The sequence below is a fragment of the Streptomyces sp. CB01635 genome (genome assembly GCF_002803065.1).
Classification (GTDB): domain Bacteria; phylum Actinomycetota; class Actinomycetes; order Streptomycetales; family Streptomycetaceae; genus Streptomyces.
The window spans coordinates 388,286-414,530 of record NZ_NNBL01000001.1; the positions used below are offsets into that span (position 1 = coordinate 388,286).

General features: G+C 70.4%; 23 protein-coding genes. 7 read left to right on the plus strand and 16 right to left on the minus strand.

The features are described 5' to 3' along the window. Positions 1 to 54 precede the first annotated feature (54 nt). A complete protein-coding gene (locus CG723_RS01620) occupies positions 55 to 1,062 on the plus strand; it encodes a ketopantoate reductase family protein (protein ID WP_100591331.1) in 1,008 nt (335 codons plus the stop codon). Between the two features lie 389 nt (positions 1,063 to 1,451). Here the strand turns inward: CG723_RS01620 and CG723_RS01625 are convergent, their stop codons facing one another. The 12 genes from CG723_RS01625 to CG723_RS01680 form a co-directional block, all read right to left on the minus strand. Further along, positions 1,452 to 2,201, minus strand: a complete 750-nt coding sequence (locus CG723_RS01625; protein ID WP_100591332.1) for a sirohydrochlorin chelatase — start codon at positions 2,199 to 2,201, stop codon at positions 1,452 to 1,454. Between the two features lie 7 nt (positions 2,202 to 2,208). Beyond that, positions 2,209 to 3,132 carry an ABC transporter permease gene (locus CG723_RS01630; protein WP_100591333.1) on the minus strand — a complete coding sequence of 308 codons (924 nt, stop codon included), beginning with the start codon at positions 3,130 to 3,132 and terminating at the stop codon, positions 2,209 to 2,211. Then, positions 3,119 to 3,910, minus strand: coding sequence for an ABC transporter ATP-binding protein (locus CG723_RS01635; protein ID WP_100591334.1), 792 nt, complete (start codon positions 3,908 to 3,910; stop codon positions 3,119 to 3,121). The genes CG723_RS01630 and CG723_RS01635 overlap by 14 nt, the downstream gene beginning before the upstream one ends. Positions 3,911 to 3,959: 49 nt before the next feature. Next, on the minus strand, positions 3,960 to 5,075 hold the full coding sequence (locus CG723_RS01640; RefSeq protein WP_100591335.1) for an aliphatic sulfonate ABC transporter substrate-binding protein: 1,116 nt from the start codon (positions 5,073 to 5,075) through the stop codon (positions 3,960 to 3,962). A gap of 230 nt (positions 5,076 to 5,305) precedes the next feature. After that, a complete protein-coding gene (locus CG723_RS01645) occupies positions 5,306 to 6,664 on the minus strand; it encodes a sulfate adenylyltransferase subunit 1 (RefSeq protein WP_100591336.1) in 1,359 nt (452 codons plus the stop codon). After that, a complete protein-coding gene (gene cysD, locus CG723_RS01650) occupies positions 6,665 to 7,603 on the minus strand; it encodes a sulfate adenylyltransferase subunit CysD (protein WP_100591337.1) in 939 nt (312 codons plus the stop codon). Then, positions 7,600 to 8,166 carry an adenylyl-sulfate kinase gene (gene cysC, locus CG723_RS01655; RefSeq protein ID WP_199841625.1) on the minus strand — a complete coding sequence of 189 codons (567 nt, stop codon included), beginning with the start codon at positions 8,164 to 8,166 and terminating at the stop codon, positions 7,600 to 7,602. The genes cysD and cysC overlap by 4 nt, the downstream gene beginning before the upstream one ends. Continuing rightward, complete coding sequence (locus CG723_RS01660; RefSeq protein WP_100591339.1) at positions 8,166 to 8,888, minus strand: phosphoadenylyl-sulfate reductase; 723 nt, start codon at positions 8,886 to 8,888, stop codon at positions 8,166 to 8,168. Before CG723_RS01660 ends, cysC begins: the two co-directional genes overlap by 1 nt. Then, positions 8,885 to 9,064 carry a hypothetical protein gene (locus CG723_RS01665; RefSeq protein WP_100591340.1) on the minus strand — a complete coding sequence of 60 codons (180 nt, stop codon included), beginning with the start codon at positions 9,062 to 9,064 and terminating at the stop codon, positions 8,885 to 8,887. The genes CG723_RS01660 and CG723_RS01665 overlap by 4 nt, the downstream gene beginning before the upstream one ends. 145 nt (positions 9,065 to 9,209) lie before the next feature. Continuing rightward, the gene (locus CG723_RS01675; RefSeq protein ID WP_100591342.1) at positions 9,210 to 10,907 is read right to left on the minus strand and encodes a nitrite/sulfite reductase; all 1,698 of its coding nucleotides are present in this window, start codon (positions 10,905 to 10,907) and stop codon (positions 9,210 to 9,212) included. Between the two features lie 118 nt (positions 10,908 to 11,025). Then, complete coding sequence (locus CG723_RS48870; protein ID WP_324902501.1) at positions 11,026 to 11,109, minus strand: putative leader peptide; 84 nt, start codon at positions 11,107 to 11,109, stop codon at positions 11,026 to 11,028. A gap of 224 nt (positions 11,110 to 11,333) precedes the next feature. Further along, entirely contained in the window at positions 11,334 to 11,900 is a 567-nt protein-coding gene (locus tag CG723_RS01680) for a GNAT family N-acetyltransferase (RefSeq protein WP_100591343.1), read from the minus strand. A gap of 212 nt (positions 11,901 to 12,112) precedes the next feature. Between CG723_RS01680 and CG723_RS01685 the strand changes: the two genes are divergently transcribed. Beyond that, positions 12,113 to 13,672, plus strand: a complete 1,560-nt coding sequence (locus tag CG723_RS01685; protein WP_100591344.1) for a right-handed parallel beta-helix repeat-containing protein — start codon at positions 12,113 to 12,115, stop codon at positions 13,670 to 13,672. A 36-nt stretch (positions 13,673 to 13,708) separates the two neighbouring features. Here CG723_RS01685 and CG723_RS01690 read toward each other — a convergent pair whose 3' ends face one another. Together CG723_RS01690 and CG723_RS01695 are read right to left on the minus strand one after the other, a co-directional pair. Then, positions 13,709 to 14,905: an RICIN domain-containing protein gene (locus CG723_RS01690; RefSeq protein ID WP_100591345.1), complete on the minus strand. Its 1,197-nt coding sequence runs from the start codon at positions 14,903 to 14,905 to the stop codon at positions 13,709 to 13,711. Between the two features lie 172 nt (positions 14,906 to 15,077). Continuing rightward, positions 15,078 to 16,388, minus strand: a complete 1,311-nt coding sequence (locus CG723_RS01695; RefSeq protein ID WP_100591346.1) for an aspartate aminotransferase family protein — start codon at positions 16,386 to 16,388, stop codon at positions 15,078 to 15,080. Between the two features lie 96 nt (positions 16,389 to 16,484). On the opposite strand from CG723_RS01695, the gene CG723_RS01700 reads away from it, so the two are divergent. Next, a complete protein-coding gene (locus CG723_RS01700) occupies positions 16,485 to 17,231 on the plus strand; it encodes an SDR family oxidoreductase (RefSeq protein ID WP_100591347.1) in 747 nt (248 codons plus the stop codon). 27 nt (positions 17,232 to 17,258) lie between these two features. On the opposite strand, the gene CG723_RS01705 is transcribed toward CG723_RS01700, so the two are convergent. Continuing rightward, positions 17,259 to 18,077 (minus strand): phytanoyl-CoA dioxygenase family protein, encoded by an 819-nt coding sequence (locus tag CG723_RS01705; RefSeq protein WP_100591348.1) that lies wholly within the window; start codon positions 18,075 to 18,077, stop codon positions 17,259 to 17,261. Positions 18,078 to 18,248: 171 nt separating this feature from the next. On the opposite strand from CG723_RS01705, the gene CG723_RS01710 reads away from it, so the two are divergent. The 4 genes from CG723_RS01710 to CG723_RS01725 all read left to right on the plus strand — a co-directional run bounded on the left by CG723_RS01710 (position 18,249) and on the right by CG723_RS01725 (position 22,032). Continuing rightward, a complete protein-coding gene (locus CG723_RS01710) occupies positions 18,249 to 19,109 on the plus strand; it encodes a glycosyltransferase family 2 protein (protein ID WP_100591349.1) in 861 nt (286 codons plus the stop codon). Between the two features lie 201 nt (positions 19,110 to 19,310). Beyond that, positions 19,311 to 20,324 carry an ABC transporter ATP-binding protein gene (locus CG723_RS01715; RefSeq protein ID WP_100591350.1) on the plus strand — a complete coding sequence of 338 codons (1,014 nt, stop codon included), beginning with the start codon at positions 19,311 to 19,313 and terminating at the stop codon, positions 20,322 to 20,324. A gap of 79 nt (positions 20,325 to 20,403) precedes the next feature. Beyond that, entirely contained in the window at positions 20,404 to 21,210 is an 807-nt protein-coding gene (locus tag CG723_RS01720; protein ID WP_100591351.1) for an ABC transporter permease, read from the plus strand. A gap of 3 nt (positions 21,211 to 21,213) precedes the next feature. Then, positions 21,214 to 22,032, plus strand: a complete 819-nt coding sequence (locus tag CG723_RS01725) for an ABC transporter permease (protein ID WP_100591352.1) — start codon at positions 21,214 to 21,216, stop codon at positions 22,030 to 22,032. 73 nt (positions 22,033 to 22,105) lie between these two features. Here the strand turns inward: CG723_RS01725 and CG723_RS01730 are convergent, their stop codons facing one another. Next, positions 22,106 to 25,996 carry an endo-alpha-N-acetylgalactosaminidase family protein gene (locus tag CG723_RS01730; RefSeq protein ID WP_100591353.1) on the minus strand — a complete coding sequence of 1,297 codons (3,891 nt, stop codon included), beginning with the start codon at positions 25,994 to 25,996 and terminating at the stop codon, positions 22,106 to 22,108. Between the last annotated feature and the right edge of the window lie 249 nt (positions 25,997 to 26,245).

The window sequence follows — 26,245 nt, forward strand, 5'->3', positions numbered from 1 at the left end:
GAGTTTGCCTGATCATGAGTGGCCCCTACAGCCGTCTGTGAAAGGCTCGTTGGCATGCGCTACCTCATCATCGGAGCAGGAGCGGTCGGCGGCGCCATCGGCGGCCGGCTCGCACAGGCCGGGCACGACGTCGTCCTCGTCGCCCGCGGCAAGCAGTACGAGGCACTGCGGGACCACGGGCTCCGCCTCGTCACTCCCGACGGCCCGCACATCCACCGCCTCCCGGTCGTCGCCGGGCCCGGGGCGCTCGGCGAACTGAGCCCGGACGACGTGCTCGTGCTCGCCGTGAAGACCCAGGACAGCGTCGCCGCGCTCGAAGCGTGGGCCGGGCGGCCGGTCGCCGGAGGCGGCACCGCCGCCGAGCGGCTGGCGCTGGTCTGCGCGCAGAACGGAGTGGAGAGCGAGCGTCTCGCGCTGCGGCTCTTCCGGCGCGTGTACGGCATGTGCGTGTGGCTGCCCGCCACGTTCGTCGAGCCCGGCGTCGTGTCCGCCGCGGGCACCCCGCTCACCGGCATCCTGCACATCGGCCGGTACCCGGAAGGCACCGACGAGACCGCCCAGCGCATCTCCGCCGACCTGGAGAAGTCCTTCTTCGAGGCACCCGTCGTGCCCGACGTGATGCGCTGGAAGTACGCCAAGCTCCTCGGCAACCTGGCCAACGCGATCGAGGCCGTGTCCGGGGTGATCACCAGCGAGGCGGGGCTCGCCCTCCACGGGCGGGCCCGTGCCGAGGGCGAGGCCGTGCTCGCCGCGGCGGGCATCGCGTTCGCCTCCAAGGAGGAAGAGAAGGAGTCCCGCGGCGACAAGATCCGCTTCGAGCCCTTCGACGGCTCGGAGCGCAGCGGCGGCTCGTCCTGGCAGTCCCTCAGCCGCGGCACGGGCACCATCGAGTCCGACTACCTCAACGGCGAGATGGGCCTGCTCGGACGGCTGCACGGCGTTCCGACCCCGGTCAACGACGCCCTCCAGTCGGTAGCCGACCGCTTCGCCCGCGAGGGCCGCCCGGCCGGATCCATGCAGATCACGGAACTCATCTCAAAGGCCGCCGCGGCGCCCCGCTAGCCGTCGCATTCCTTCAAGCCGGCGGCGGCCCCTGCGCGAGACGTTTTCGGCATGGAAACCGAGTACACCGCGTACGTGGCAGAGCCCGAACGGGCCGTCGGGCGGGCATAGGTCGCGCTCGGGTCAGGGCGGCGGACGGGACGCGTGCCGAGTTCGTTCGGACCGGACTGTCAGACCCCGCCACTACCTTCGGGAGCATGAACGAACTGACGTCGCGTGTGGAGCGGTTGCGCTCCGCCCTGAGCGGGCCGGCGCCGGACGACGAACGTTTCGAGGGTCTTACGACGACCGGCTTCTGGAACGCATGGTGCGGACGGTGGAGGTGCTCCTGGAGGCGGGGTGAGTGGCTGTGTCGCCGCCGACCACGTACGCAGTCCGTGCGGCGCGCCTCACGCGCCCACCGCCACCAACTCCCGTACGGTCGCCGCCTCATAGCGCCGCACAAGCAGCCGCGCCACCTCCGGTGCCGGGCCCAGTACGTCCGCGAGGACGTCCGCTTGGGAGGCGCCGCGGGCGATGCGGTCCGGGAGGTGGCCGGGGGCCAGGACGTAGGGGGCCACCGCCACCCGGCGGACGCCCTCGGCGCGCAGTTGCGCCACGGCGTCCTCCGTGCGGGGCAGAGATGCGGAGGCGAACGCAGGTCGCACGGCGCACCAGCCGGTGTGCCGCCACTCCCGCGCGATTTCAGCGATCACTGCGATCGCCTCCGGGTCTGTGGAGCCCGCCGAGGCCAGGACGACCCCGGTCGTGGGCTTGTCGGCCGGGGTGAGCCCGGCCTGGTAGAGGCGGCGTTCGAGCGCTGCCGTCAGGAGTGGGGAGGGGCCGAGCACCTCCGCCTGGCGGATCCGCAGCCGGGCCGGGGCCTGCCGCAGGACCGCCGGGATGTCCGCCTTCGCGTGGAACGCGCGCGTCAGGAGCAGGGGGAGGGCGACCACGTCGCGCACGCCCTCCGCCGCCAGGGACTCCAGGACGCCGTTCACCGAGGGGACGTTGAAGTCCAGGAACCCCGTCTCCACGCGCAGCCCCGGCCGCAGCGCCCGTACTTCGCGTACGAGCGCGTGGACCGTCGCGGCATGGCGCGGATCGCGGCTGCCGTGAGCGATCACGAGCAGGACCGGGCGGGCGGGGCGCTGGTGCATGACGGGGTCAGCTCCTCACCAGGAGGCCGCGGCTGCGCAGGACGCGCCGCTCCAGGGGGCTGAAGATCAGCAGGTCGATGACGATGCCGACGATCAGGATCAGGAAGATGGCGAGGAAGACCATGGACATGGAGCTGGCGTTGCGGCCGTTCTCCAGGAGCTGGCCGAGGCCGATGCCCAGGTCGGGCGACGAGGCGATGATCTCCGCGGCCATCAGCGAGCGCCACGAGAACGCCCAGCCCTGCTTCAGGCCCGCGAGATAGCCGGGCAGCGCGGCCGGGAGCACGATGTGCCAGGTGTGCCGCAGGCCCGTCGCGCCGAGCGTGCGGCCGGCCCGCAGGAACAGCGGCGGCACCTGGTCGACGCCCGACACCAGGCCGTTGGCGATCGAGGGGACCGCGCCGAGCAGGATCACGGCGTACATCATCTTGTTGTCGAGGCCCAGCCAGATCACGGCCGGCGGGACCCAGGCGACCGAGGGTAGCGACTGGAGACCGGACAGGATCGGGCCGATCGCGGACCGGATGAACCGGACCCGGGCGACGACCAGGCCGAGCGGGGTGCCGATCACCAGCGCCAGCAGGAAGCCGAGCAGGCCGCGCGACACACTCGTCCAGATGTAGTCGAGAAGCGTCCCCTGCAGCCACGCGTCGGACACCTCGTCCCACACCGCGGACGGCGAGGGCAGCTTGCTCGGGTCGTCGACGATCTTGAACGAGACCAGTCCCTGCCACACCACCAGGACCAGGAGCACCGCCGTCAGCGGCGGCAGCACCTTCTGGACCAGCGTCTGGCGCAGCGGGGTACGGGCGGTGTGCACGGTGTCCAGGGCGTCGAGCCCCGCTTCGAGACCGGCCAGGTCCTGCCCGGGGAGCGTGTCCTTGACGGCGCCCGTGTCCTTGCCCGCGGTCGTCGTCTCAGTGCTGGCCATGGCGGCGGATCTCCCCACGCAGTTGTTCGGTGATCTCGACGGACAGTTCCGCCACGGCGGTGTCCTCGATGCGGCGCGGCTGCGGAATGCCGACCCGCCACTCGTGCGCCACCCGGCCCGGCCGCGACGAGAGCAGCACGACCCGCTCCGCGAGGCGTACCGCCTCGCGGACGTTGTGGGTGACGAACAGGACGGAGACGTTCGTCTCGCGCCAGATGCGGGTCAGCTCGTCGTGCAGCACGTCGCGCGTGATGGCGTCGAGCGCGGCGAACGGCTCGTCCATCAGCAGCAGTTGGCTGTCCTGCGCGAGCGCGCGGGCCAACGCCACGCGCTGGCGCATACCGCCCGACAGCTCGTGCACCCGCTTGCCGTACGCGCCGTTCAGGCGGACGAGCTCCAGGAGCTCCTCCGCCCGCGTGCGGCGGTCCGTCTTCGGAACGCCGCGCAGCTTCAGGGCCAGTTCGATGTTCTTGCCCGCGGTCAGCCACGGGAAGAGGGCGTGCTCCTGGAACATCAGGGCCGGCCGCCCCTGCGTGCTGATCTCGCCGGACGAGGGCCGGTCGAGGCCCGCGACCAGATTGAGCAGCGTCGACTTCCCGCAGCCCGAGGCTCCCAGGAGGGTGACGAACTCGCCCGGAGCGACATCGAGCGTGATGTCGTCCAGGACGAGCTGCTGCCCGGCGGGCGTGGCGAAGGACTTCGAGACGTGCTCGATCCGCGCGGCGTGGCCGGTGGTCCGCGTGCCGCCGTCCGCGGCCTTGGCGAGGGTCGTTGCCATGGTCGTCACCTCCTGGGAACTCAAGCGATTACGGGCTTTGCTGACGCGGTTACTTGACGCCGAGGCCGGCGTCGGCGACCGCGCCCTTGCCCTCGGCCTTGAGGACCTTGTTCAGCGGCGCGAGGTCGTAGATGCCCTTGAGGTCGGGCTTCTCCAGCAGGCCCGCCTTCACCGCGTGCGCCGCCTCGGTGCCGAGGGTCGAGGCCAGCGGGTCGTCGGTGAACTGGATCGACTTCCAGGCCGGGTCGAGCACGTTCGCGGGCAGCGCCTTGCCGGAGTCGGCCGCCAGCTGCTTGTTGGCCGCGGCCTTCGCCTCGTCCGGATTGGCGTTGATCCAGGCGTTCGTCTTCACCGAGCCGCGCAGCACGGCCTCGACGACGTCCGGGTGCTCCTTGAGGAACTTCTGCGACACGATGATGTTCGTGATCACGAACTTCTTGTCGGGCCACAGGTCGGACTCGTCGAGGAGGACCTTGCCGCCCTCGGCCACGAGCTTGGACGCGGTCGGCTCCGGTACCCAGGCGCCGTCGACGGAGCCGGACTTGTAGGCGTCCGGGGTGATCTTGTTGTCCGTACGGATCACGGAGACGTCGCCCTTGCCGCTGTTGGCGTCGACCTTCCAGCCCTTCTCGGCGATCCAGTTGAGGAACGCGACGTCCTGCGTGTTGCCGAGCTGCGGGGTGGCGATCTTCTTGCCCTTGACGTCGTCCAGGGACTTGATCTTCTTCGGGTTCACCACGAGCTTCACACCGCCGGACGCCGAACCGCCGATGATGCGCAGGCTCTTGCCCTGGGACTTCGTGAAGCCGTTGATCGACGGCGAGGGGCCGATCCAGCCGATGTCGATGGAGCCGCCGTTGAGCGCCTCGATCTCGGACGGGCCCGCGTTGAAGGTCTGGTACTTGGCCTGTGTGCCCTGGAGCTCCTTCTGGAAGAAGCCCTTCTGGTTGCCCACGAGGGCGGTGCCGTGCGTCAGGTTGCCGAAGTAACCGATCTTCACGGTGTCGGCGGAGAGCTTCTTGCCCTTGGCGGCGACGTTCGTCTTGCCGGACGTGTCGTCCTTGGCGTCGGAGCCGTAGCCGCAGGCCGTCGCGGCGAGCGCGAGGAGCGGCAGGGCGGCGACAGCGGCGAGGCCGCGGCGCCAGGAGGAGGAGTTGGCAGGCACGGGAGGTGGTCCTCTCGTTGGCCCGGCGGTCACGCTCTCAGGGCGTGGCCGGGAGGTCGGCAGGGTTTCGTCTTCGTACGAACAGGTCGCGGGGGGTGTGGGCGCGCAGGCAGTGCGCGTACGTCATCGCGCACATCGCCCGACCCCGCCCTGGCCCGCGCCGAGGGCGCCGCTGCCGACGCGGCCGCCCTCTTTCGCGAACGTCGCATACATGTCGATGGCCGTCATGACTAGAAGTCCCAGCCGTCGTCGTCCGAGGCCGGCGCGGTCTCTTCCGCGTGGGCCGCATGCGCCTTGCCGCCGAACGCCTCGCCCGCCATGCCGGCGGCGAGCGTCGTCCCGTCGGACGGGTCGATGAGGAGGAACGAACCGGTGCGGCGCGAGTCGGCGTAGTCGTCGAGCGCGACCGGCTCGGCGGTGCGGACCTTGACGCGGCCGATGTCGTTGGCGACGAGCTGTCCCGGCTCGGGGTGCTGGGACAGATCGTCCAGGGTGAGCCGCGAGGGGATCTCCTTGACGATCGCCTTGACCGTGCGCGTCGTGTGCTTGAGCAGCACGCGCTGACCGACGGCGAGAGGCTGGTCGGCCACGTGGCAGACGGTCGCCTCGACGTCCTGCGAGGTGGCGGGCGCGTCGCCGCTCGGCACGATCAGGTCGCCGCGAGAGATGTCGATGTCGTCCTCCAGGAGGAGGGTCACCGACTGCGGCGTCCACGCCACGTCGACCGACTTGCCCAGCAGGTCGATCCCGGAGACCTTCGACGTGCGGCCCGACGGCAGTACGGTGACGGACTCGCCGACGCGGAACGTGCCGGCCGCGATCTGGCCCGCGTAGCCGCGGTAGTCGGGGTGCTCGGCGGTCTGCGGGCGGATGACGACCTGGACGGGCAGCCGCGCGTGGCAGCTCGTCAGGTCGTGGCTGACGGGGACCGTCTCCAGGTGCTCGAGCACGGTCGGGCCGCCGTACCAGTCCATGTTCGCGGACGGCTCCACGACGTTGTCACCGGCGAGCGCGGAGATCGGGATCGCGGTGATCTCGGGAACGCCCAGGTCGGACGCGTACGCCGTGAACTCCTCGGCGATCTTCGCGAAGACGGGCTCCGCGTAGTCGACCAGGTCCATCTTGTTCACCGCGAGCACGACGTGCGGGACGCGCAGCAGCGCGGCGACGGCGGCATGCCGGCGGGTCTGCTCGATGACGCCGTTGCGGGCGTCGACGAGGACGACGGCGAGGTCGGCGGTGGACGCGCCGGTCACCATGTTCCGCGTGTACTGCACATGGCCCGGGGTGTCGGCCAGGATGAACCGGCGCCGGGCCGTGGCGAAGTAGCGGTAGGCGACGTCGATGGTGATGCCCTGCTCGCGCTCGGCGCGCAGGCCGTCGGTGAGCAGCGCCAGGTCGGGCGTCTCCTGACCGCGGTTGCGGGACGCGTGCTCGACGGCCTCCAGCTGGTCCGTGAGGACCGACTTGGAGTCGTGGAGCAGGCGGCCCACGAGCGTGGACTTGCCGTCGTCGACGGAACCGGCGGTGGCGAACCGCAGCAGGGTGGTGGCCGACAGGTCGGCCAACTGCTCTGTGGTGGTGGTCATTTAGAAATACCCCTCGCGCTTGCGGTCTTCCATCGCGGCCTCGGACATCTTGTCGTCGGCACGGGTCGCGCCCCGCTCGGTGAGCCGGGAGGCGGCGATCTCGGCGATCACGGCGTCCAGCGTCGTCGCATCGGAGTCGACGGCGCCGGTGCACGACATGTCGCCGACCGTGCGGTAGCGGATGAGGCGCTTCTCGACGCTCTCGCCGTCCTTGGGGCCGCCCCACTCACCGGCGGTCAGCCACATGCCGGAGCGCTTGAAGACGTCCCGCTCGTGGGCGAAGTAGATCTCCGGCAGTTCGATGCCCTCGCGGGCGATGTACTGCCACACGTCGAGCTCGGTCCAGTTGGACAGCGGGAAGACGCGCACGTGCTCGCCGGGGGCGTGGCGGCCGTTGTAGAGCTGCCACAACTCGGGGCGCTGGCGGCGAGGGTCCCACTGGGAGAACTCGTCGCGCAGGGAGAACACGCGCTCCTTGGCGCGCGCCTTCTCCTCGTCGCGGCGCCCGCCGCCGAAGACGGCGTCGAAGCGCTCCGCCTGGATCTTCTCCGTCAGCGGCACCGTCTGCAGCGGGTTGCGCGTCCCGTCCGGGCGCTCCTTGAGGGCGCCGCGGTCGATGTACTCCTGCACGGACGCGACGTGCAGCCGCAGGCCGTGCTCGGCGACGACGCGGTCGCGGTACTCAAGGACCTCGGGGAAGTTGTGCCCGGTGTCGACGTGCAGCAGCGTGAACGGCACCGGCGCCGGCGCGAACGCCTTCAGCGCCAGGTGCAGCATCACGATGGAGTCCTTGCCGCCGGAGAAGAGGATCACCGGCCGCTCGAACTCGCCCGCGACCTCACGGAAGATGTGCACGGCCTCGGACTCGAGGGCGTCCAGGTGCGAGAGCGCGTACGGGCTGTCGGTCTCTTCGCCTGTGGTGGGTGCGACGGTCGTCATGAGAGACCCCTCTCGGTGAGCAGCGCGTAGAGCGCCGCCGCGGACTCCTGCACGGTCTGGGTGTGCGACTCGATGCGCAGGTCGGGCGATTCGGGTGCCTCGTACGGGTCGTCGACCCCGGTGAGCCCGGAGATCTCGCCCGCCGCCTGCTTCGCGTACAGGCCCTTCACGTCGCGCACGGAGCACACCTCGACGGGCGTGGCCACGTGCACCTCGAGGTAGCCGGTGCCGCCGGCCTGGTGGCGCTTGCGTACCGCCTCTCGGCTGTCCGCGAAGGGTGCGATCACCGGGACGAGCGTCAGCACGCCGTTGCGGGCGAGGAGTTCGGCGAGGAAGCCGATGCGCTGCACGTTGGTGTCGCGGTCCGCGCGGCTGAAGCCGAGGCCCGCCGAGAGGAACTCGCGGATCTCGTCGCCGTCGAGCACCTCGACGCGGCGGCCGTCGGTGCGCAGCTGCTCGGCGAGCTCGTTGGCGATGGTGGTCTTGCCCGCGCTCGGCAGACCCGTGAGCCAGACGGTGGCTCCGGTCACTTGCTTCTCCAAAGTCTCTGTGGTCCCGGGCATCAGCCGTGGATCCCGCACTCGGTCTTGTTGCTTCCGGCCCAGCGGCCGGCCCGCGCGTCCTCGCCCTCGAGGAGGCGCCGCGTGCAGGGGGCGCAGCCCACGGAGCCGTAGCCGTCCATGAGGAGGGGGTTGGTCAGCACACCGTGCTCGGCGACGTACGCCTCGACGTCGTCCTGCGTCCAGCGGGCGATCGGCGAGACCTTCACCTTGCGGCGCTTCTCGTCCCAGCCGACGACCGGGGTGTTCGCCCGCGTCGGGGACTCGTCGCGGCGCAGTCCCGTGGCCCATGCCGTGTACGAACTCAGACCGTCCTCGAGGGGCTTGACCTTCCGCATGGCGCAGCACAGGTCGGGGTCGCGGTCGTGCAGCTTCGGCCCGAACTCGGCGTCCTGCTCGGCGACGGTCTGCCGGGGCGTGAGCGTGATGACGTTCACGTCCATCACGGCCTCGACGGCGTCCCGGGTGCCGATGGTCTCCTCGAAGTGGTAGCCGGTGTCGAGGAAGACGACGTCCACGCCGGGCCGGGCGCGCGAGGCGAGGTGGGCGACGACCGCGTCCTCCATGGAGGAGGTCACGCAGAAGCGCTTGCCGAACGTGTCGACCGCCCAGGTAAGGATCTCCAGGGCGGACGCGTCCTCCAGGTCGCGCCCGGCCCGCTCCGCGAGCTCCCGCAGGTCGGGCTCGGTCCGGTCAGGTACCTGGGTGGCCTGAGTGGTCGTCATATGTCTTCCCCTCCACCGTCGTTGCGCTGAACTCCCCGGGTCAGCAGACCGAGGAACTTCAACTGGAAGGCCCGATTGCACGCCGCGCATTCCCACGCGCCGTGACCGGTCTCGTTCGGACGCAGGTCCTCGTCACCGCAGTAGGGGCAGTAGAAGGGTGCGGCGCGCTCGCTCACGAGAGGGCCTCCCTCTTATCGGAGGCTCGGTTCGCCTCCGGGGCGCCTGTTGCCGGTGTCGAGATACCGACCGTGCTCAACCCTTCGGGCCTCCGCGCGCTCGGCATCTCGACACCGGCGCGCCCCTTCGGCTCACTCGCCGAGCTCACGACAAGGCCTCCTCGGAAGCGCGGGAAGTCCACGTGGCGAAGCGCTCGCCGTCCTCGCGCTCCGCCTGGAAGCGCTTGAGGACCCGCTCGACGTAGTCGGGCAGCTCGGCCGCGGTGACCTTCAGGCCGCGGACCTTGCGGCCGAACCCGGCCTCGAGGCCCAGCGCGCCACCCAGGTGCACCTGGTAGCCCTCGACCTGGTTGCCGTCCGCGTCCAGCATCAGCTGGCCCTTGAGGCCGATGTCCGCGACCTGGATACGGGCGCAGGCGTTCGGGCAGCCGTTGATGTTGATGGTGAGGGGCTCGTCGAACTCCGGGACGCGGCGCTCCAGTTCGTCGATCAGCGAGGCGCCGCGCGCCTTCGTCTCGACGATGGCGAGCTTGCAGAACTCGATGCCTGTGCAGGCCATGGTGCCGCGCCGGAACGGAGACGCGTTGACCTTGAGGTCCAGCGCCTCCAGGGACGCCACCAGCGACTCGACCTGGTCCTCGGCCACGTCGAGCACGATCATCTTCTGCTCGGCGGTGGTGCGCAGCCGGCCGGAGCCGTGGGCGCCCGCGACCTCGGCGATCTTGGTGAGGGTCGTGCCGTCCACGCGGCCGACCCGGGGCGCGAAGCCGACGTAGAAGAGGCCGTCCTTCTGACGGTGCACGCCGAGGTGGTCGCGCCAGGTTCCGGCGGGCTGCTCGGGCGCGGGGCCGTCGACCAGCTTCCGCTGGAGGTACTCGTCCTCCAGGACCTGCCGGAACTTCTCGGTGCCCCAGTCGGCGAGCAGGAACTTCAGGCGGGCGCGGGTGCGCAGGCGGCGGTAGCCGTAGTCGCGGAAGATGCCGATGACGCCGCCGTACACGTCCGGCACCTCGTCGAGCGGCACCCACGCGCCGAGGCGCTGGCCCAGCTTGGGGTTGGTGGACAGGCCTCCGCCGACCCACAGGTCGAAGCCGGGGCCGTGCTCGGGGTGGTTCACGCCGACGAACGCGATGTCGTTGATCTCGTGCGCCACGTCGAGCTGCGGGGATCCGGAGATGGCGGTCTTGAACTTGCGGGGCAGGTTCGAGAACTCGGGGTTGCCGATGAAGCGCCGCTGGATCTCGTCGATGGCGGGCGTGCCGTCGATGATCTCGTCGGCGGCGACCCCGGCGACGGGCGAGCCGAGGATGACGCGGGGCGTGTCACCGCAGGCCTCGGTGGTGGAGAGCCCGACGGCTTCGAGGCGTCGCCAGATCTCCGGCACGTCCTCGATGCGGATCCAGTGGTACTGGATGTTCTGCCGGTCGGTGATGTCGGCGGTGCCGCGCGCGAACTCCTGCGAGATCTCGCCGATGACGCGCAGCTGCTCGGTCGTCAGCCGGCCGCCGTCGATGCGGACGCGGAGCATGAAGTACTCGTCGTCCAGCTCCTCCGGCTCCAGGATCGCGGTCTTGCCGCCGTCGATCCCGGGCTTGCGCTGGGTGTAGAGCCCCCACCAGCGCATACGGCCCCGGAGGTCATTGGGGTCGATGGAGTCGAAGCCGCGCTTCGAGTAGATCGTCTCAATGCGTGTCCGCACGTTGAGACCGTCGTCGTCCTTCTTGAACTGCTCGTTGCCGTTGAGCGGCGTGAAGTGTCCCACGGCCCACTGGCCCTCGCCGCGGTGACGGCTCACCTTGCGGCGCGGCGCGGCGGTCGTGGGCTTTTCAGGGGTGGCAGCCATGGGTGTACGTCCTTCGGGCGGGCGGAGGCTCTGACAGCTTTGACCAGCACACTTCGCGCGAGGGCGCGGCGGTGCGCAGAGTGCTGTACGGGGAGAAAGTGCGGCGGTGCTGGTGGAGTCAGCTCACCGGACACATGGCGCTGGACATGCGGCCGAGGTCGACGTGCCGCCGACTCACCAAGGCAATTCCAGCTCGATCCATGACGGAAGCGTGTCATGGGACTTTCGGCCCAGTCCACCACTGTCCAGAAAGTGGACATGACTGTCTCGCATCGTGGACGGGTGTGTCGCGCGTCACTGGACGCTGCGGGAATGGGCTGGGGTGTGACTGCTGGAGTGTGACTGGAGGGTACGGGAAGGGGCGCCGCGGTGTACGGCGCCCCTCGTGTTCTTGTCCCTCTCTTACGGCCCGGGCTACGCCCCCGGCTACGCCCCCGGCCACGGCCCCGGCGTCGCCACCTCGGGCTCCTCCTCGACCTTCGTGTCGAAGAGGCGGAACCCGCGCCGCTCGTAGTTGGCCATCGCGTGCTCGCCGTCCTTGCTGCACGTGTGCAGCCAGACCCGCTTCGTCGGTGTGCGGTCCGGCCACCGCTCGGCCAGGTCCCAGGCGCGGGCCACTCCGTAGGAGAGGAGGTGGCCGCCGATGCGGCGGCCCCGGAAGGCGGGGATCAGGCCGAAGTAGACGACCTCGACGACGCCGTCGTCCTGCGCCTCCAGCTCGACGTAACCCGCCGGGGTCCCCTTCTCGTACGCCACCCACGTCTCGGTGCCCGGCCGCGCCAGGAATTCCTGCCAGCGCGCGTACGTCCAGCTCAGCCGGTCGGTCCAGAGGATGTCGCCCCCGACGGACGCGTACAGGAAGCGGCTGAACTCCGGCGAGGGCACCTCGGCGCGGACGATGCGGAGGCCGTCGCCCTCGGGTGCGGCGGCCGGCCGGAGGTCGGAGGGAGCGGTCTGCTCCAGGGACCAGGTGGTCACAGCGATGTTGCTCATGCACGTCAGGCAATCACGGGCCCCGCACGCCGTCCAAGGCGGTCCGCGATGCGGGCAGACCCGCCGCGCGCTCGACGCACCCGGCGGATGTCCAGGAGCCCCCTCCGTAAGTCCATGGAGTCGGGCCCGGCCGGGCGGCACGCTCTGAGCCGTCCCGCCGGGGCGACTCCATCCTCACCGGCACCCCCGCAACCACTCAACGGAGGTACGTCATGACACGCACCCGCGTCAGCACCGCGCTCGTCGCCCTCTGCGCCGCCGCGACCGCCGGCGTCACGGCCCTCGCGGCCGCCCCCGCCGCCACGGCCGCCTCCCCGTTCAAGTCCCGCGCCCACTACGTCGACTGCCGCGGTGGGACCGGCCCGCAGAAGGGCACGCGGGCCGCGCCTTGGCGCACACTCGCCGCCGTCAACGCCCAGCACCTCGGCCCCGGCGACCAGGTGCTCCTCAAGCGCGGCACCCGCTGCACGGGCACGCTCACCCCGAACGGCGCGGGCGCTCCCGGCAGCCCCGTCCGCATCGCCGCCTACGGCACCGGCGCGAAGCCGGTGATCGACGGCGCGGGCGCGCCCGACACCGTCCTCCTGCGGAACACGCAGTGGATCGAGGTCTCCGACCTGGAGATCACCAACGCGGCGAACCCGGGCACGAAGCGCCGCGGCGTGCGCGTCGTCCTCAGCGACTACGGCACCGGCAGGCACTACCGCCTCACGGGCCTCGACATCCACGACATCCGCGGCGACGACACCAAGGACAACGACGGCTCCGCGGGCATCCTCTTCTCCGTCACCGGGTCCGCGAAGGAGACGCGCTACGACGACGTACGCGTCGAGAACAACACCCTCAGGACGGTCGACCGCGAGGGCATCTTCTTCGCGTCCAGCTGGAACCAGCGGCCCGCCATCAGCGGCTACGACCCGAACGGCCCGCACTGGGTCCCGTCCACCGGCGTCGTCGTGCGCGGCAACACACTGAACGACCTCGGCGGCGACGGCATCGTCATGACCGCCACCAAGGGCGCCCTGGTCGAGCACAACACCCTGCACGGCTTCCAGCGGCGCTCGGCCGGATACAACGCGGGCATGTGGCCGTGGAACGCGGACGGCACCGTCTTCCAGTACAACGAGACGTCCGGGGGCGAGACGACCCGCGACGGCATGGCGTACGACGTCGACGAGGGCTCCTTCGGCACCGTCTTCCAGTACAACTACAGCCACGACAACGCGGGCGGGTTCTTCCTCGTCTGCAGCGCCGACGGCACCCTCGGCGACGCCGTGATCCGCTTCAACATCAGCCAGAACGACCACTTCAGGGGCATCGAGACCTGCCGCGGCTGGTTCTCCGGGGTCCGCTTCCTGCACAACACGATCTACGTAGGTGACGGCGTCAGCCAGACCGTCGTCAACGAGAACACCACCAGCCGCCACGAGATCGCCTTCGACAACAACCTCGTCGTGAAGCAGGGCGCCGGCACGGCGGCCTTCACCCTGCGCTCCGGCGGCGTCACCGCGTCCCACAACGCGCTGTACGGGATCGGGGCGGCGCCCGCGAACCCCGGCGGCACCACCGCCGACCCGCTGCTCACCCGTCCGGGCACGGCCACGGGTTACGTGGATGCCGGGGCCGCCTACGCCCTGCGTCCCGGATCGCCCGCACTCGGCGCGGGGGCGCCGCTCGCCGACGCGGGCGCCCGCGATTTCGCGGGCAACCCGGTGGTGTCGGGAGCGGCGCCCAACATCGGTGCGTGGAACGGGAGTTCAACCGCCCGGTGACGATCGGCGGGGCGCCCTGATCCTGGTCGGGGCGCCCTACGGGGCGCTGACAGGCACCGGCGCGTTCCAGCCCTGCGTGCCCGGTCCGGCCGGTGCGAGCTTCACCTCGGGGCCGGTGCGGGCGAGGGAGCGTCCGGTCGCCTGGTTCACCAGGGTCTTCCTGTCCGGGTTGTACGTCCACAGCTTGGCCGGGTCGGTGACCTTGCCGCCGGTGGCGATGTCGCCCGCGCAGTCGGTGATACGCACGCTCTTCTTGTCGCTCGCCGTCAGGCAGTAGTTCGACGGCAGCCGCACCGTGCCGTCGGCGGCGAGGACCCAGGACTGCTCGAAGGCGCCGGGGCCGTTGTCCTTGCACGCGGCGAGCGTGAGCGCCGCGCCGTCCTTGGCGGCGCCACGCGGGGCGAGGCACTTGTCGCCGGGCGCGGAGATCTCGGCGCGCTTCGAATTGCCCAGCGCCAGACGCTGGTCGGTGCTTCCGTCGGGACGCGCGTCCACGGCGGCGGCGCACGGCGGGTTGCTCTTCGTCTTGGTCACCGAGCTGACGGCCGCGCCGGCGTCGACGGCGGTGCCGGTGGGCAGGCCGAAGTGCGCTTCCGAGTACGGCTGGTCGTAACAAGTGGCCCGCGGGTCGTTCCACTCGAAGTACTCGACCCAGTCGATCAGGCCAGTGGGCTTGATGGCCGTGGCCGGCGTCTGCACGCTGCCGAGCTTGAACGACTCGCCCGTGGTCCTGTCGTGGATGGTGGCGCCGAACCAGCCGTCGCCCTCGTAGGCGACCGTGGAGGTGTAGGTGTGCCCCTCCTCCCAGTCGTGGTTCATGCGGCAGCTGGAGCCCTCGCCCTCGCCGCCGAACTGGAGGCAGTAGCTTCCCTCGGAGCCGGGCTTGCGCTCGAAGCTGTCCCACACCGAGAACAGGAACGTGGGCTTGTCGCCGCCGTTGCGCTGCATCCCGATGTACGCCCCGTTGCCGACGTTGAAGCCGAACTGGTGGCTCCAGAAGGTGTTCGCGTTGTAGCCGGGGTCCTTCTCGACCGTCGTGGACCAGGTGACCTCGCTGAGCCCGTCGGCCGCCGACGGGAACGAGTAGTAGGTGTACGTCCCCGGGGTCGTGCCGATGGCGTCGTCCGCGTTCGCCGCGGGGGCGGAGGCCAGGCCGGCTCCGGCGGCGAGGCCGAGGGCCGCGAGGAGCGGCACGGACCGCCGCTTGAGGGAACGGGTGAAGCGTCCAGTCATCGAAAACCCTGCCTGTGATGGAGGTGGATGCGTGAAGGGAGTGCGTCGGGCTGCACTGCGCACCATCGTGCGCGAAGGTGATTGAAAGCGCGTGACTTAGAGCATGATCGCGCGTGCCGGGCACATCTTGCGCCATCGGACGGCGTGGGGCAAGAGGGGGCGCGCAGGGCCGTCACAGCACCGCGAACGCCTCGTTCACGGCTTCGCAGGTGCGCCGGATGTCGTCCTCCTCGAGTGCGGCGGAGACGAACCAGCAGGCGAGGCCGTACACGTTGACGTGGATACCGCGCACCAGCAGCTCGTGGCGGAAGCGCTCGTAGCGGTCCAGATCGGCGGCGAAGAGATCGCGGTAGTGGCGGGTCGGGGCGCCGTCCGCCGAGAACACGATCTGGAACATCGCGCCGACCCCCTGGACCGCGCACGGCACGCCGTGGTCGCGGGACGCCCGGCGGACCGCCTCCATGACGCGCCGCCCCGCCTCGTCGATCCGGCCGGCGACCGCGGGATCGGCGAGCTGGGTGACGGTCACCAGGGCGGCCGTGGCGCACAGGGGTGAACCGTTGTACGTGCCGCCCTGCTTGATCCGGTTGTCGCCGACCTGCTCCATGATCTCCCGGCAGCCCACGAACGCCGAGATGGGCAGCCCGCCGCCGAGCGCCTTGGAGTAGACCGCGAGGTCGGGCACGACCCCGAAGAGGGCCTGCGCGCCGCCGGGTCCGGTGCGGAACCCCGTACAGACCTCGTCGAAGACGAGCACGATGCCGCGGCGCGTGCACTCCGCGCGCAGGGTCTCCAGGTAGCCCGGGACCGGCATCGTGCAGGCGTTGTTGGCGACGATCGGCTCGCAGACGACCGCGGCGATCCGGCCGCGGTGCGCGTCGAGGACGTCACGCAGGACCTCGGCGTCGTTCCACGGGCAGATCACCACGTCATCCAGCACGCCCTGCGGGATCCCGCGCGAGTGCGGCTTCGCGAACGGCGCCTCGTACGGGCCGACTTCGTCCCGCGTCGACTTGCTGGACACCGCGAGCGTGTCGGTCCAGCCGTGGTAGTGGCCCTCGAACTTCACGACGAGGGAGCGGCCGGTGAAGCCGCGCGCGGCCCGTATCGCGCCCTGGACCGCCTCGGAGCCGGAGTTCGCGTAGCGCACGAGGTCGGCGCACGGCACCGACTCCCGGATCTTCTCGGCGAGTTCGACCTCCGGGACGTTGCACGTGCCGAACATGGTGCCGCTCGCCAGGACCGTCGAGAGGGCGTCGGTGAGCAGCGGGTTCGCGTGGCCGAGGACGGCGCTGCCGTAGGCGAGCAGATAGTCCACGTAGGTGTTGCCGTCCACGTCCCTGATGCGCGCACCGGAGCCGCTCTCCATGTACAGCGGATGGGGCTCCGACCCGGTGGTGGTGATGCGGGAGGAGGAGCTGGTGCCGCCCGCGAGCGACCCTCGTGCGCGCTCGAAGAGCTCGCGGCTCTTGTGATATGCCATCAATTCCTCCTGTTTTCAAGGCGTTGACACGGATTCCGGTGGGAGTGAGACTCCATGCCCGAGAGATCCTGAAATGATGCAGAGGGGAAAACGGACATGGTCGAGAAGGTGGCCGTCATCACCGGCGCCGGCGTCGGAATCGGTCGGGCCTGCGCCCTCGGACTCCTGGCGCGGGGCTGGTCGGTCGTCCTCGTGGGCCGCCGCGAGGCGCTCCTCGAAGAGACGGCCGCGGATGCGGGCGAGCACGCGGACCGCGCCGTCCCGTTCGTCGCGGACATCACCGACCCGGAGGCGGTGACACGCCTGTTCGCCGCCGTGGGTGAGCGGTTCGGTCGCGTCGACCTGCTGTTCAACAATGCCGCCGAGACCATGCCGTACATCCCCACGGAGGATGTCGGGGCCGACGACTGGCATCGCGTCATGGGCTCGATCGCGACCGGTACCTTCCTGTGCTCGCAGGCGGCGTTCCGGATGATGAAGGAGCAGAGCCCGCGCGGCGGCCGGATCATCAACAACGGCGCTCCGTCGGCGCATGTGCCCCGCCCGGACTCGATCGCGTTCACCGCGGCCAAGCACGCCGTCGCCGGGATGACCCGCTCGCTGTCCCTCGACGGGCGTGAGCACGGCATCGCCTGCGGGCAGATCGACATAGGCAACGTGACCCCCGCCGACCGCCCCCAGCCCGCCGTCCTCCAGGCGGACGGCAGCCGGCGTGTGGAGCCGACCATGGACATCCGCCATGTCGTCGACATGGTCGCCGCCATGGCCGAGCTCCCCGTGGACGTGAACATCCAGTCCGTCACGGTGATGCCGAGCGCGATGCCCTACGTGGGCCGCGGTTAGGGCCTCTCGTCCGCCCCGTCCCGTCCGTCATCCCCGACGCCCGGCCTGCTCGGCCTCGTACTCCGTGAAGTGGTGCTCGGAGAAGAGCTCCGGCCACCCGTCGCCCGCGAGCCGGAGCTCCCTGGCGCGGGCGAGCATGTGCCGCCAGTACGGCTTCACGGGCCGCCAGCGGACGCCCGTCTGCGCGTAGGAGCTGTCCACCATGTACCGCTCACGGCTCTCCCCGTGGGGAGCCGTGCGGCGGGTGTGGAACAGGGCCGAATGGATCAACACCGTGGAGCCGGGCGGCAGTTCACCGATGAAGACCTCGCCCGGCAGCTCGGACGTGCCCAGGTGGGCGCGGGCCGTCTTGGCGGCGGTCTCGCGGTGCGAGCCGGGCAGTACGGCGAGCCCGCCGACGGAGGCGTCGAGCCCGCCGAGGTAGTGCAGCGCGTGGACCATCGTGTGGGTGCGCTCCGCCCGCGGGCCGAGCTCGTAGTCGTGGTGCCAGTCCTTGCCGGGCGCGTTCGGCGGGCGACGGTCACTGTGCAGGTGGTGGAAGACGAAGGACTCGCCGAGCAGCCCGGCGAGCAGTTCGAGCAGCGGCGGATGGGCCAGGATCCGGCCGTGCGCCTCCATCTCCAGCTCCATCAGGGGCGGCAGCCCGTACGCGTCGGGGGAGACGGCCGAGGCTATGGACCGCTGACGCGCACCCGAGTCCACCCAGTGGTCGACCTCGGGCTTTGCGCGCTCCGCGAGTGCGGCGGGCAGGAAGCCCGGGAGGACCAGATAGCCCTCCTCCTCGAACTGTCTGCGGTCCTGTCCGGTCGGAGCGGCGTCGGTCCCCATGATTCCCGTGATCCCCATTGGCCTTCCTTCAACTTGGTGCTTTTTGTGCCCTGTTGTGGGAGGTGGTCGCGCGGCGAACAGAAAGGAACCGTAGCGATAGTTGCTTGATTGTGCACGTAGAGGCTCCCAATCGAGCAGCTTCGTGCATACTGCTTGCGTTCCTGCAACATCCCGGGTCAGGAAGGCCAGATGCAGCAGCACTCAACCCGCACCCCACTCGTCTCCGTGGTCGTCACATGCTTCAACTACGACCGGATGCTGCTGCGCGCGCTCGAGAGCGTCCGAGCCCAGACGACGGCCGACTGGGAGCTCGTGATCGTCGACGACGGCAGCACGGACACCTCGCGCGACGTCGCCCAGACCTTCGCCGCGGCCCACCCCGAGCTGGCCGTGACCCTCGTTCTCACCCGCAACGGCGGCCTCGGGCGCGCCCGCAACCTCGGCATATCCGTGGCCCGCGGCCGCTACGTCGCCTGCCTCGACGCGGACGACCACTACGAGCCGCACGCCCTGGAGAAGCTCTCCGCCGCCCTGGACCGCGACCCGACCGCCGAGGTCGCCCGGCCCTATCTGCTCTCCTTCGGTGTGGAGGAGCGGATCTGGGAGTACCCGGACTACGACTTCGACGCGTCGACATCGGTGAACCAGGCGCCGTACTGCGCCATGTTCCGCCGCTCCGCGTGGCAGCGGGCGGGCGGCTACCACGAGGGCCTGCCCGCGTACGAGGACTGGAACTTCTGGATCGCCGTCGGCAAGCACGGCGGCCATATGACGACCGTCCCCGAGCCGCTGCTCCACTACCGCACCAGCGTCGACGGAATGTTCGCCCGCCACCGCGTCCACGACCTCGCGCTGCGCGCCGCGATCGTGACCAACCACCCTGACGTGTACGACAGTTCGTGCCAGCGCCTGGCCCGCCGGATCCTCGCCGGGGAGAACGTCGACGACGACCTCAAGGCGGGACCGCCGCACGCGATCTTCGCCCTCTCCTACCCGGCGAGGACCCTGCGCGGCGAGGACATCAGCGCGGACTTCGGCGCCGTGAGCTAGGGCATTGCGTTTGGATCACGCTGGGCTCGCGGGGTCTGGCACGCACATCTGCCGCGTTGTCGTCAATCACCGACTCCCCCGAGCTCTCGGCTCCGCTCGAGCAGGGGACCCCCATCGCGTCGCCTCGATCCTCCGTCTTGCAGCTGCACGCACCAGACCCCGCTCCGTGATCCAGCCCGATCCAAACGAAAGGCCCTGGCCATGGGCGAGCACATCATCGAGGCGCGGGCCCTCACCAAGCGGTTCCGCGTCGCGAGGAAACGGCCCGGGATGCGCGGGGCGCTGCGCCACCTGGTCCGCGGCGAGTGGGAGGACAGGACCGCCGTCGACGCCGTCGACCTGCGCGTGGCGCCCGGCGAGAGCGTCGCCTACGTCGGCCCGAACGGCGCCGGCAAGTCGACCACCGTCAAGATGCTCACCGGCGTCCTCACCCCGACCTCGGGCGACCTGCGCGTCGCGGGCGTCGTCCCGTACGAGGACCGGGTCGCCAACGCGCGGAACATCGGCGTCGTCTTCGGGCAGCGCACCCAGCTGTGGTGGGACCTGCCCGTGCGCGAGTCGTTCCGCCTGCTCGGCGACATCTACCTCGTCCCGAAGCGGGAGTTCGACCCCCGCCTGGACGAACTGATCGCACTCCTCGGCATCGAGGACCTCCTGGAGCGGCCCGTCCGGCAGCTCTCGCTCGGCCAGCGCGTGCGGTGCGACGTGGCGGCCTCGCTGCTGCACGCGCCGCCCGTCCTCTTCCTCGACGAACCCACGATCGGCCTCGACGTCTCGGTGAAGGCCCGGCTCCGCGAGTTCCTCGCCACCCTGCACCGCGAGCGCGGCGTCACCGTCGTGCTCACCTCGCACGACCTCGGCGACGTCGAGTCCCTGTGTACCCGCATCGTCCTGATCGACCGCGCACGGATCCTCCTCGACATGCCGGTCAGCGACATGCTCGCCCGTTACGGCACGCGCCGCACCGTCACCGTGAGCGGCGCCGATCGGCTCACCGCCGTGCCGCTCGAAGGGTGCTTCGGCGATGGCGTGACGGTCCGTCAAAAAGACGCCAACACCCTTGAGATCGGCTACGACTGCAACGCCCTCGCCACTCGTGACGTCATCGCCCAGGCCCTCGCCACCCTCCCCGTGGACGACATCCAGGTCGGCGCGCCCAGCATCGAGGAGATCATCCGGAACCTGTACGAGGGCGGAGTGGATGCCGCTCTCTAGGGCACCCGAGCCCGCGCGCCCCGTACACCCCGGCCCTGCGCACCCCGTACACCCCGCCCCCGGGCACCCCGTACACCCGGTGCGCCCCACCGTTCGCGCCCCCTACCGCTCCCTCTACCTCGCCTCGCTCCAGCAGGCTCTCGCCCACCGCCGCGCCGTCCTCGTCGACCTCGCGGGCAACGCCGTCTGGGCGGCCGTTCTCTACTACCTCTGGCGCTCGATCTTCGCCGGCGCCACCAGCGTCGGCGGGTACTCCTGGGACCAGATGCGCACCTACGTCCTGCTCTCCTTCGCGCTCGGCCAACTCCTCGCGTTCCAGGCCGAGATGCAGATGCACAGGGACATCCGCAGCGGCCAGGTCGCCCTCGACCTCGTACGCCCCGTGAACTATCCGGCGATGCAGCTCGTCAGGGCACTCGGCGCCGGTACCCCGCACATGGCCGGCGCACTCGCAGGAACCGCCGTCATCGGCGGAGTGCTGCTGCACGCGCTGCCCCCGCACTCGCCGGCCGCCGCGCTGCTGTTCCTGCTCACCCTGGCCGTCGGGGTCACCGTCAACGCGATGCTCTGCTTCCTCGCCAGCCTGCTCTGCTTCTGGACGGAGAGCGCGTACGGCCTGATCCTGGCGCGGCAGGCCGTGACCACCTTCATGGCGGGCGGCATGGTTCCCCTCGCCCTCTTCCCGGCGCCGCTGCGCGTCGTCGCCGAGTGGCTGCCGTTCAGCGCCATCGTGTCCACGCCCGTGCAGATGTACCTGGGCCGGCTCACCGGTGACGACGCCTTGCTCGCCCTAGGACGCCAACTCGCCTGGACCGTGGTCATGTCGGCCCTCACGGTCCGGCTGTGGCGGGCGGCGCGCCACCACCTGACCGTCAACGGAGGATGACCCGTGCCGAGCCCCAGCCCGGGACACCCCAGCCTCAGATACCTGTCGAGCGCGGCCAAGCTGTACCGGATCAGGCTCCAGTCGCAGCTGGAGTACAAGGCGGACTTCGTGATCGGCGTGCTCGGCGCGTTCTGTCTGCACGCCGCCGGGTTCGGAACGGTGTGGATCATCCTGCGGCAGGTCCCGGACATCGCCGGGTGGACGATCTGGCAGCTGTCGGTGACCTACGCGCTCGCGATCGTCCCGCGCGGCCTGTGCGTGATGCTCTTCGACGGGGTGTGGGAGCTGCGACACCTGGTCGTGAAGGGGGAGTTCGACCAGTTCCTGACCCGGCCGCTCTCGCCGCTCCTCCAGCTGTGCACCCTGCGGGCGAACCCGGCCGGCGCGGGCGACGTCGTCCTCGGCCTGACGCTCCTCGTCCTCGCGGCACGCCACGGAGCCTTCGCCGTGAGCGCCGCGTCCCTCACCGTGCTCGTCGCTGCGGTCGCCAACGGCGTGGTCGTCGTCGGCTCGCTCAACCTGGCCACGAACAGCCTCGTGTTCTGGGACGGCGCCGAGCAGAACAGCGTCTCGATCCTGGTGGGCAACACCGCCGACCTCGCCAAGTTCCCCCTCACGCTCTACGACTCCGCCGTCGCGTTCGTCTTCACGTTCGTGCTGCCCTTCGGCCTCCTGAGTTACTACCCGACGCTGGCGCTGGCCTCCGGCGGCCTCGAAATCCTCGGCCGTATCGCCCTGTTGCTCCTCGGCGGCGCCGCGACGCTGACGGTGGCCGGGCTGATCTGGCGGGCCGGTCTGCGGCGGTACCAGGGCGCGGGCTGAGCGGCCCGTACGGACACGGCGAAGGGCCCCGCACGCCGAAAGCGTGCGGGGCCCCGTTCTTCACGGCCTCATGTCAGCCGCAGAGCCACTTCGCCCCGCCCCAGCTGGCGTGGTCGTTGCCGTTCCCGTCGCCACCGTCACCGACGACGAGCTCGACGTACTTGGCGCCGGAGACGTCGGCGTCCAGCTCGTACGCGCTGTCCGACGCCTTCAGGACCGGGCTCTCGGCGACCTTCCTGCCGTCCGCCAGGACACTGAACTGGACCGAGCCCGCGGTCTTCTGCGCGTCGTCGACACCCACCTGGGCGGTGAACGCCGCGCAGCCTCCGCCGAGGTAGTACTTCACGTCGGCGGGCGCGTGCGTGCCGAGGCCCTTGGGGAAGGCCGTTCCGCCGATGCTGATCGGCTGCCCGTCGCCGGAGCCGACCTCGCCGTTGGAGAGGTCCTTCTCCGGCGGTCCCCAGCCGTTGTCGGCCGACACCCAGTCCATGTCGCTCACCCAGGTGTCCTTGGTGGGCGGCGGGGCGAGCGTGTGGATCGAGATGCCGTCGGTGAGCGACTTGGTGTCGCCGCCCGCCTCGTACGACGCCTTCGTGGTGAGCGGGTGGCTCTTGTACTCGGCGTCCGCCGGCGGCGTGACGTTCCAGGTCGCCGTCGCCTTGGCGCCCGCGGCGACGGAGTCGAACGTCGTCGCGCCGGCCGCCTCGGCCTTCCAGCCCTCCGGCACGTCCAGCGTCACCTCGACGTTCTTGGCCGCGGTCGCCTCGTGGTTCGCGAACGCCGCCGTCACCTTGTTCGCGCTGCCGGGCTCCAGCGTCGCGTTGGCCGAGGTGAGACCGAGCGTGGCGCACGCGGTGCGCTCGTCGGTGGTGCCGAGGTCGGTGACGGTGAAGTTGTCGAGGACGAAGTCGGCGCCCTCGGGGGCGTTCTCCGCCTTGGTGAGTCCGGTCCACACGTCACCGCAGCCGCCGACGACCCGCTCGCTGAAGTGGCCGGTGGTGCGCTGCTGCGGCAGCGCGGTCCTGCGGGTGGTCACGCCGGTCGGCTCGCCGCCGGTGACCGTGTCGTACCCGGTGGTCCACTGGTAGGCGCCCGCGTGGCTGTTCTGGTAGTCGAACTCCACCTTGTAGGCGTGGCCCGACTCGAAGGGCACGGACGCGGGAGTGGTGCGGTAGACGAGTCCGTCGTTCTCCTCGTGCGACTTCAGGGACTCGCCGGCGCCGATCACGTCGTCGATGAGCTTCCCGTTCCAGCCGGCCTGCGTGTACGGGGCGTGCTTCTGCGCGATGTGCGTGCGCGGGTCGTTCTCGCCGCCCGACTCGCCCTTCACGAAGGGGCCCCAGCCCTGGTCGACGGCGTCGAAGTCGTCGTAGGCGACCGTCCCCTTCTTCGTCGCGGGGTCGTTCTCCACGATCCGTACGTCGTCGAGGCCGACCTTCGCGTCGCTGTCGCCCGCTGCCGAGATCCGCAGTGTCGCGGAGCCGTTCGCGGGAGCGGTGAAGTGGACCTTGACCCGCTGGTAGTAGGTGCCGTGCCGCTCGTCACCCGCGATGTAGTTCCTGGCCGTCGAGCGGTCCACCGTCAGCCTCTCGCCGCCGACGGCGAGGGTCGTGGGCCGCGTCTTGCCGGGCTCGACCTCGACGTTCACGGACGCGCTGTAGCGCTTGCCGGGGGTGAGGCCGGTGACGCGCTGCTCGATCGCGGCCGCCTTGCCGCCGCCGAGGGCCACCCCGCGGTGGCCGAGGTCGTCACGGTCGCTGGTGACGGGTCCGGTCTTCTTCCAGTCCGCCAGGGTGATGTCGTTGAAGCCGGGGTCCTTGACCTTGCCGCCCTGGCCCCAGTCGGGGTCGGCCTGCTTCGGCGCCTGGTGCGGGTAGAGGACGTAGGGCTGTCCGGCGGTCGCGGTCAGCGTGATCCTGCCGTCTTCGGCGGTGACGGTGGACTGCTTGACGCGGCCGTTGTCCGTCAGCTCGTAGACAGTGAACCGGCCTGTCCCCGCGAAGGGTCGGGGCACCGTCCAGGTGCTCGTGCCGCCCTTCTTCGACCAGTGGTAGAGCTTGTCCTGTCGCTTGCTGTCCTCCGACTTCCAGGGCAACAGGTAGGAGTCGCCGTTGATCACCTTGGAGTCGCCGAGGGACACCTCGCGCTTGCCGTCGGTGACGGTGCCGCGGACGCCGCCCGTGAAGGTGACGTCGTTCTTGTCCCAGTCGGTGATGCGGTAGTGCTGGAGGAACTTCGCCGGGAGGTTGCGCTCCCAGACGTTGGCGGAGAACTCGTTCCAGTCGTTCTCGCCGGTCCATCCCTCGAAGCCGACCAGCGCGGTCTGGCCGAGCACCGGGTCGTCGTTCCAGACGTCCTTCTCGCCGTTGCGGATGAAGCGGACGATCTTCGAGTTGAGGCCTTTGTTCGTCTTGGGCCCGTAGTCGAGGTCGTTGGCCCAGTGCGACCACAGCGCCTGGCGCTCGAACTTGTTGCCGAACTCAGTGGCCATGTCCCAGCCCTGGTTCTTCAGCTCGGTCAGCGTCCGGTCCGCGATCCAGCCGTGCGTGTAGTAGACGTCGATGTAGACGAGCGACAGGTTGGGGTCGGTCTCGTCGCGCAGCTGCTGGAAGCGCCGGGCAAGGTTCCCGCTGTTGATGTCGTGGCGCTGGTCGATGTAGTAGGACTGCCCGAGCCAGTTCCAGCCGGGCTTCGACTTGTCCACCAGCTTGTCGTCGAACGCGTTCGCCTCTGCGTACGCCTCGGTGGCGTTCACGTGCACACCGAAGGTGGAGCCCCATTTCTTGCCGCCCTTGAGCAGCTTGTCGAGGTCCTTGAGGCCGCCGGCGCGCTTGTTGATGTTGCCGCCGTAGTCGGGGTGCGCGGAGTCGTGCCCCTCGGACGCGTACCCCTTGAGGATGCTCAGCTGGCCGAGCCCGTCCGTCGAGAGCGAGATCCGCTTCACGTCGTCGAGCGTGCGCAGGAAGGGGTGCGTGGCCTGGCTGGCGAAGTTGTACGGGATATGGGTGATCACCCGGTCCGGGGTCTTGTCGCCGCCCTTGACCTTGACGCCGATGTCGTGGAAGGCGACGGCGCCGTCCTGCCAGTCCACCGTCTTGTCGCCGTTGGCGTCGGGCGTCACGACGACCTTCGCCCAGGGCAGTTCCTTCTCCGGGGCGGGCGCGCCGTCACCGCGGTAGGTCCACTGCCCCGACCAGACGCCGACGCGGACACTGCCGTCGGCGCCCTTGCGGGCCTGGTGCCAGAAGCGGGCGTTGTCGCCGTTGGTGGCTCCGGCGGGCTTGTCGTACGTCGAGTTGGACTCGACCGCCGCGGCGAGCGAGCCGGTGTTCACGATCGCGTACGAGGCGCCGACCGGGGACGCGTCGGGCGCGGTGGACGCCGTGACCTTGCCGAACACGTCGGCGGTGCGGGTCGAGTCGGTGTCGAGGCGGGTGAACGCGGTCTCGGCGCCGGTGTCCGTGGAGCCCACCGAGATCAGGTCGTGGCCCGGTATGTCGAGCGTGCCGAGCCGGAACGTCTCGGTGTCGCGCACGGCGGTGACCTTGAAGGTGGTGGCCCGGCCCGCTACGTCGAGCACCGTGTCGATCTCGACGCCGGGCAGATCGGGGAAGACCAGCGTGTACGCGGCCCGGTGGGCGGTGACCTTCGGCGCAGCCTTGAGGCCCACCTTGTACGCCTTGCCGTTGAGCGTGACCTCGGTGACCGGGCTCGTACTGCCGAGCAGCCGCGCCCCGCTCGCCCGGTCGGTGTAGGAGAGGACGCGCGGGAAGTCCTTCGCGACGCTCACGGACAGGGCGCCGGACGTGATCGCCACGCCGTCCCCGGCCGCGTCGGCGTCGGCGTCGGCGGAGGAAGCGTGGGCGGAGTCGGCGAGGGCCGGGACGGCGCCACCCGCCAGGGTCAGCGCGAGGGCAACACCGACGGCGCCCGAGAGGCGGCGTCTGCCTGGGGATCTGGACATATGTCTCCCTGCTGCGACGGTGCGAACACGCACTGTCTAGTGGGCGATCCAGGGCCCTAGGAAGCAATTTCCACCAAAGTCCAAACATCAGCGGTCGTTAGTCCAAACACAGAAGGGCAGCTTCGCCCAGGTCGGGGGCGGTGCGTGCGACTGCGGTGGCCGTGTTCGTTGCCTGCGCGTTTCATGCGTGAAGCTGCAAGATCTAAATAGTTACCAATCAAGTCTTGTCATCTGTCGGCAGGCTGACGC